This window comes from Novosphingobium sp. (assembly GCF_036733805.1).
Classification (GTDB): Bacteria; Pseudomonadota; Alphaproteobacteria; order Sphingomonadales; family Sphingomonadaceae; genus Novosphingobium.
The window spans coordinates 1-6661 of record NZ_DAIMZT010000092.1; the positions used below are offsets into that span (position 1 = coordinate 1).

At 64.2% G+C, this 6661-nt stretch carries 8 protein-coding genes; 2 read left to right on the plus strand and 6 right to left on the minus strand.

The genetic code is table 11. The annotated features are described in order from the left end of the window. On the minus strand, nucleotides 1-349 hold a 349-nt coding region (locus V7D69_RS14785), incomplete at its 3' end, for an MOSC domain-containing protein (RefSeq protein ID WP_333606179.1). 209 nt (nucleotides 350-558) lie between these two features. Between V7D69_RS14785 and V7D69_RS14790 the strand changes: the two genes are divergently transcribed. Together V7D69_RS14790 and V7D69_RS14795 are read left to right on the plus strand one after the other, a co-directional pair. After that, a complete protein-coding gene (locus V7D69_RS14790; protein ID WP_414690935.1) occupies nucleotides 559-1236 on the plus strand; it encodes a DUF4136 domain-containing protein in 678 nt (225 codons plus the stop codon). Between the two features lie 182 nt (nucleotides 1237-1418). Then, nucleotides 1419-1577 (plus strand): hypothetical protein, encoded by a 159-nt coding sequence (locus tag V7D69_RS14795; protein ID WP_324061392.1) that lies wholly within the window; start codon nucleotides 1419-1421, stop codon nucleotides 1575-1577. A gap of 5 nt (nucleotides 1578-1582) precedes the next feature. Here V7D69_RS14795 and dut read toward each other — a convergent pair whose 3' ends face one another. The 5 genes from dut to V7D69_RS14820 form a co-directional block, all read right to left on the minus strand. After that, a complete protein-coding gene (gene dut / locus V7D69_RS14800) occupies nucleotides 1583-2065 on the minus strand; it encodes a dUTP diphosphatase (RefSeq protein ID WP_324061391.1) in 483 nt (160 codons plus the stop codon). Next, nucleotides 2049-3602 carry a bifunctional phosphopantothenoylcysteine decarboxylase/phosphopantothenate synthase gene (locus tag V7D69_RS14805; protein ID WP_324061389.1) on the minus strand — a complete coding sequence of 518 codons (1554 nt, stop codon included), beginning with the start codon at nucleotides 3600-3602 and terminating at the stop codon, nucleotides 2049-2051. The genes dut and V7D69_RS14805 overlap by 17 nt, the downstream gene beginning before the upstream one ends. 37 nt (nucleotides 3603-3639) lie before the next feature. Beyond that, nucleotides 3640-4836, minus strand: coding sequence for a hypothetical protein (locus V7D69_RS14810; RefSeq protein WP_333606180.1), 1197 nt, complete (start codon nucleotides 4834-4836; stop codon nucleotides 3640-3642). Next, nucleotides 4803-6356, minus strand: a complete 1554-nt coding sequence (gene ubiB, locus V7D69_RS14815) for a 2-polyprenylphenol 6-hydroxylase (protein WP_333606181.1) — start codon at nucleotides 6354-6356, stop codon at nucleotides 4803-4805. The genes V7D69_RS14810 and ubiB overlap by 34 nt, the downstream gene beginning before the upstream one ends. Before the next feature lie 34 nt (nucleotides 6357-6390). Beyond that, nucleotides 6391-6661, minus strand: a 271-nt coding sequence (locus V7D69_RS14820) for a class I SAM-dependent methyltransferase (protein WP_333606182.1), incomplete at its 5' end; no start/stop codon positions are given.

A 6661-nucleotide genomic window follows, 5' to 3' on the forward strand; every position in this document is an offset into this window, starting at 1 on the left:
CCTCGACAAGGGCGCTGCCCAGCCGCCAGCGATCGCCGATGCAGACGGTCTCCTCCGTCAGCCCCTCGGTCGAAACGTTCTCGCCGAAGGCACCCCAGGCCGCAAGCAGAGGGTGGTCGCCGATCGCCTGCCGCCAGAAGGGATAGTGATCGTGCGGATAGTGATGGATCGCCTTGTCCGGCCCGCCATGCGCCGTGAGATCGGCCTGTTCATCCCCGGCGAGACCAAGCCGATGGACCCGCACGCGCCCGTTCACCGGCTCTTTCTGAATCGCACTCGGTTCATCAAGACGACGGAACGGGCGGACTTTGCCGCACTGGATCGAAAGAACGGGAATGGGACTGGTCATCGCCTAGGCCGCATCCTACATCCTGAGCGCCGGTGCAAGTCATCGCGGCGTTGCAACGGACAGATCGGCAAGTGCAACCGCCCGTCGCGCATAAATCACCATTCAACGGCTATTCAGGGCACATAAACTACGACAGGATCGCAAGGAATCGAAGGTAACCGCCGGAAAGGGCGAACGGTGCCCTTCGGGTTCGTGGAGCACAAATGATGATGGAACAAACGAACTCGTATTTCGGCAGGCTCCGCCTTGCCGCCGCAGCCATGCTTCTCCTGGCGCTTGCCGCCTGCGCGACGCCGTTCAAGGCCGACGTGTCGCGCTTTCAATCGCAGCTGCCCGCACCCGCAGGTCAGACATTCGCCGTGGTGGCCGACAGTCCCAAGCTCGCGGGGGGGCTGGAGTTCGCGCAATATGCCGGCCTCGTGCGCGACCGACTGGCACATCTGGGCTACGCCCCGGTGGAGGATCCGGCCAAGGCCAGCATGATCGTGCGCTTCGATTATGGCGTGGACAACGGGCGGGAACGTGTACGTTCCACTGGCCCTTCGGCGTTCTGGAATCCGTGGTACGGCTACGGCCCCTACGGCTTTTACGGCCCCCGTCACTTTGGCCCCTGGGGCGGCTATTGGGGCGGCCCCTGGCATTACGGTTGGTATGATCCCTTCTTCGATGACGGCATCGACGTCTATACCATCTACACCAGCGGCGTCTCGCTGAAGATCGACCGCGCCGCCAATGGCGAACGTCTGTTCGAAGGCAAGGCCGAAGCGGTTTCGACCTCCAACCGCCTGCAGTATCTCGTCCCCAACCTCGTCGAAGCGATGTTCACGGGCTTTCCCGGGAACTCTGGCGAGACGGTGCGCATTACAGTGGCACCGGAAAAGAAGTGACGTGAACTGATGGGCTCCCCTCCTGCAAAGAGAGGGAGGCACCGAGGGACGGGTCCGACGGAAACGGCGGATCCGTCCTTTCTTTTTGGCGCAATGCATCCGCCCCTGGGGGAGCAGATTTTGGCCGCGATCCTTGACCTTGTCCTGCCGCCACCGGCAAACTGCATCCCACGAACGTCTTCATGGCCATCATGTCACAGCTGTTCTGGGGCGTGACTGTGGGTGCCCTTTCCTCCACCTTCTCGCTATTGGCGAAAGGCGCGGCGATGCTGGGCGGCTTGAGCGCCGCGGGATGGTGGGGCATCAAGCGGCGGCGGGGGAGGGATGAAGGGAAGGATTAGCGCAGTCAGCCCCCCAGCGAGACGACGCCGCCAGTCGACCCGAAGCCACCATCGCCCCGCAGGGTCTCGTCCAGTTCTTCGACGCGCAGCCATGAAGCACGGGTAACCGGGGCGAGCACGAGCTGCGCCACCCGATCGCCGCGCCTGATATCAAAGGCATCGGCGCCGTGATTGATGAGGATCACTTTCAATTCGCCGCGATAGTCCGAATCGATCGTGCCGGGGGTGTTGGGCACCGTAATCCCATGTTTCAACGCCAGGCCCGAGCGCGGACGCACCTGGATTTCGAAACCGTGCGGGATCGCAACCGCAAGACCCGTCGCCACGGCATGGCGCGCGCCCGGCGGGATCGTCACATCCTCGGCAGAGACCACGTCCATCCCGGCCGCGCCATCGGTGGCATAGGCCGGCAGCGGCAGATCCTGACCGTGTGGCAGGACCTTCACCATCACGGGAATTTGAGCGCCGGCGTTATCGGACGAGTGCATCTGCAAACCTTTCGATGAGGATGCGCGCGACTTCCTCCTTGGGCATTTCGGGAAGCGAGATCACGTCATCGCCGCGCACGATGTGAACCGCATTGGCATCGCCGCCCATGACATCGCCCGACACGTCATTGGCGATGATCCAGTCGGCGCCCTTGCGCTTGCGCTTTTCCTTCGCGTGCTGAATCACATTTTCCGTCTCAGCGGCAAAGCCGATCAGCAAGGGCGGGCGGTCCGGCCGCGCCGCGACGGTCGCGAGGATATCCGGATTCTCCGTCAGCAGCAGCGCCGGCGGAGCAGAACCGCGTTTCTTGAGCTTTTCCTTCGCGACATTGGCAGTGCGCCAATCAGCGACGGCTGCCACCATGACCGCGATATCCGCGGGCAGCGCGCTTCTGACGGCCTCCGCCATCTGCAATGCACTTTCGACGTCGATCCGGTCCACGCCCGGCGGGGTCTCCAGGCTAACCGGCCCGGCGATCAGCGTCACTCGCGCGCCTGCGCGCGCGGCCGCGGCAGCAATGGCGAAACCCTGCTTGCCGGAGGAACGATTGGCAATGTAGCGCACCGGATCGATCGGCTCCCAGGTCGGCCCGGCAGTGACGAGGACGTGCCTGCCCCGCAGCGGTCCATCCACCGGCAGCGGCCCGTCGGCGGCGGCGCCATGCGAGAAGATGTCATCGATCGCGTCGGGATCAGTCGGAGGCGCCCCGCGTGCGAACCCTTTCTTCGCAACCAGTGGTGAAGCTGCGGGGACCGGGGTTTCCCGCAGCGGCCTCGCCGTTTCCTCGTCGAAACCGAAAGTGACCGCTTTCCTGGCTCTCTGCAGCCCGCGGGAAATCATGGAGCCGGTCAACCCACCAAATCCCAGTCCTTCAGGCGCGGCCGGTTCCGGTTCGGGCTCGGCGAAGCGCGGTTGCCATTCGGACTGCGCGGTCCGCGGCTCGGGCTCGGGGAGTTGCGGCGCGGAGCCGGGCAAAGGCGCCACTTCCACCGGGCCCAATCCCAGGACCCACGCGATGCGTTGCCAGATGGCGACGGGATCGGGCAGGCGACCTGGGCCAAACTCCCCGCAAGCCATCGTCCCTTCATCGGGCTCCATTACGTCCACGCCCGCATCGCGCAGCGCCTGAACATTGCGCATGGTTGCGGCGTGCTGCCACATGCGCACGTTCATCGCGGGAACGGCCATGACCGGCTTGTCCGTCGCCAGTAGCATCGTCGTGGCCAGATCGTCAGCAATACCGGCGGCCATCTTGGCGAGAAGATCGGCCGTCGCCGGGCAGACCACCACCAGATCGGCATCACGGCTGAGTTGGATATGGCCCATCTCCGTCTCGTTCCGAAGATCCCACAGGGTAGTGTAGACGGGCCTTTCCGACAGCGCCGCCAAAGCCATAGGGGTAACGAACTTGGTGCCCGCTTCAGTAACGACGCAAGTCACCTCTCCCCCCTCCTTGCGGATGGCGCGGACGAGTTCGCAAGCCTTGTAAGCCGCGATGCCGCCGCCGACGACCAGGAGAATGCGAGGTCCATTCATGGTTAAGGCTTCTGCAACAGCGGGCATGGACGTGCAATTAATTTGCGGTTGGCGCCGACGCGCCGATCGGCAGACGAGCCGCCGCAACAAGCTGCGCAAGCGCACAAGGAGCGAAGGCGATTCCAGCAAACATGGCGGGGGCGATCATCGCGCCCCAGTAGAAGTTGTCCCATCGCCCCGCCAGCATGAAAGCAACGCCGTAGCCCGCGCTCAACAGGAAACCGAAAGTGCCGGTGCGTCCCCGGAACCCGAGCCAGCCGAACGTCATCAGTACGACGGCGGGGCCAGCCAGGAAATGCGGCAGCCAGCGCAGATTGCTGGCCTGCGATACGTTGCCCAGCCAACCCGACAGCCCGCGCATCACCAGCCACGGCGCGGAATGCGGATCGCTCGGCAGCACCTGCCGCTCTATCAACGATATATGCACGGCCATCGCGCAGGCGAACAGCGCCACGAGCATTGTCCAGGCCAGCGCCTCTTTCCGGTTGCGATACCATAGCGCGGTCGCCAGCATGAGCAGCACGAACGGCAACGTCAGTTCCCTAATCGCCAGCGCCAGCGCCGCAGCGCAGAACGCGCCGAGCCAGCGCCCGCCCTCGCCGTTCCTCCCGATGCGATGAAGGCCGAAGGAAAGGGCGATCAGGCCGCCGGCCCAAAGCTCGTGCAGCGGAAAGTAATGCCGATTGACGGCAAGCGAGGCGGCGACGGAAACCACGGCGGTCGCCATAGCCCTGCGCACGTACGAAATACCTTCGTCTCCGAACCGGCGCCACCAGGCGATGATGATGCCGAACATCAACGCCAGCGCCGCGCCGATCTGTCCTGGCGCGCCCAGCCGCGCGTCAAGATAGGCAAGAGTGGGCAATCGCACCGCGAATTGCGGTTTGACCGGGTACTTCCACGCCCGATGCTCGGGAACGATGAAGTCGTAGTAGTTCTCGCCCTTGCGGATGCGGGCGATCGCTGCCTCGTAAAGCGCAATGTCCTGGTCATAAGGTTTGGCGATAGAGCCCGGCGCGGCGGGAGAGGAGACTTCGACCGGCCCTTCCCACGGGGAGCGAGTGCCGGACTTGGCTATCTGAACGAGAGCGGAAGCCGCCAAGAGCAAGGCAAGCGCCGCCAGCGCGATGCGCGCCAGCAACGGCGGCCAGCCCGCGAAATGGCTGACCCTGGGCGATCCCGAACCGCGCGCTTCTTCGCCTACTTCAGGAAACTCCAGTACGTGAACGCCCATGCGGCAGCACCCCCCAGGATTGCCGCCAGCACATAGCCCCACCAATGGTTACTTTCGCGTTTACGCGCCCAGATCAGATCGACCGTCGGCAACGGCGCTTGCTCGGGCGCGCCCCCTTTGGGCGGGAATTTCTCCTCGATCCGACGCAACAGCCCGGGCAGGCGGGCCAGCGTGCCGAAGTCCTCGCGCAGGCGGTCCACCACCATCGCCTCCGGACCCAGTTCGTCCCGGATCCAGCCTTTCACGAATGGCGCGGAAACGTCCCACATATTGACGTCGGGATCGAGCGCGGTCGCCAGCCCTTCGACCATGACCATGGTTTTTTGCAACAGCAACAAATGCGGCTGCACCTGCATGTCGAAGTCGCGGGTAATGGCAAACAGCCCGTCCAGCATCTGGCCGACCGAAAGTTCGGAAACCGGCTTGCCGCGCATCGGCTCACCCACGGCCCGCAATGCGGACGCGAACTCCTCCACCGTATGATAGGCGGGCACATATTGCGCCTCAAAATGGATTTCCGCGACGCGCCGGTAATTGCCGGTCGTCAGCCCATAGAGGATTTCGGCGAGCCAGAGCCGGGCCTGGCGGTTGATCCGGCCCATGATGCCGAAATCGATGGCTACGATGGTGCCGTCGCTATGCACGAACAGATTGCCTTGGTGCATGTCGGCATGAAAGAAACCGCAGGAGATCGCCTGGGTCAGGAAGGTCAGCACCAGTGTGCTTGCCAGCTCAGGCAAATCGTGCCCGGCGGCGCGCAAGCCTTCGATGTCGCTCATCTTGATCCCGTCGATCCATTCGACGGTGAGCACCGATCCATTGGTGCGGTCCCAATCGACCGCGGGAACATGGTAGCCCGCCACCCCCTTCATCGCCTCGGCAAGCTCGGAGGCGGAAGCGGCCTCGCGCCGCAAGTCCAGTTCGCGCGTCGTCCAGCGTTTCAGGTTATCGATCACCGCCCGGGGCCTGAGGCGCGTCGCCTCGCCGCCCAGGGCTTCGAGGTGCGCAGCTGCCCACTCATAAGTCTCAACGTCGCGCGCGAACTTTTCGCGAATGCGCGGACGAAGCACTTTTACCGCCACCGTCCGTCCGTCCACGGTGACCGCGCGGTGAACCTGCGCGATGGACGCCGCCCCCACCGGTTCTTCTTCGATGCTGGAGAACAACGCCTCCACGGGCCGGCCGAAAGAGCTTTCGATAACGGCGCGAATCTCGTCGAAGGCGACCGGGGGCAGGCTGTCCTGCAAGGTGAGCAGATTACGCGCCGGACCATCACCAACAAGATCGGGCCGCGTCGCCAGGGCCTGCCCAAGCTTGATGGCTGCCGGACCGATCTCCTGAAAAGCGCCGGCATAGTCTGGCTCGCGCGGTTGACGGGTGCCGAAGCGAGCGATCCGGCAGAGCCGCTTGACTTGCGCGGGCGCGTTGCGATCGTGCTCGATCCCGCGCAGCGCGCCGTGCCGCGCTAGCACCCGGCCCCATTTGAGCAGGCGGAAGACATGCGTGGCGGGGCGAGTCACAAGACCGCCGCGTGGCTACGTGCGGAAAGGGTCTTCAAACCTTCCATCCCGAATGAATCGCTACCAGCCCGCCCATGATCGGCTCTACTTTCGTATGCTTGAAACCAGCATGGCGGATCATGCCCTCGAACTCCGGCATCGGCGGGAAACGGCGGATCGATTCGACCAGGTAACGATAAGAATCGGCATCGCCCGCGATCATGCGGCCGATTTGCGGCACCAGCTTATGGGAATAGCCGTCATAGATCTGCTTGAAGCCCGGCCACTGCGTGGTCGAGAACTCCAGGCAGAAAAAGCGCCCGCCA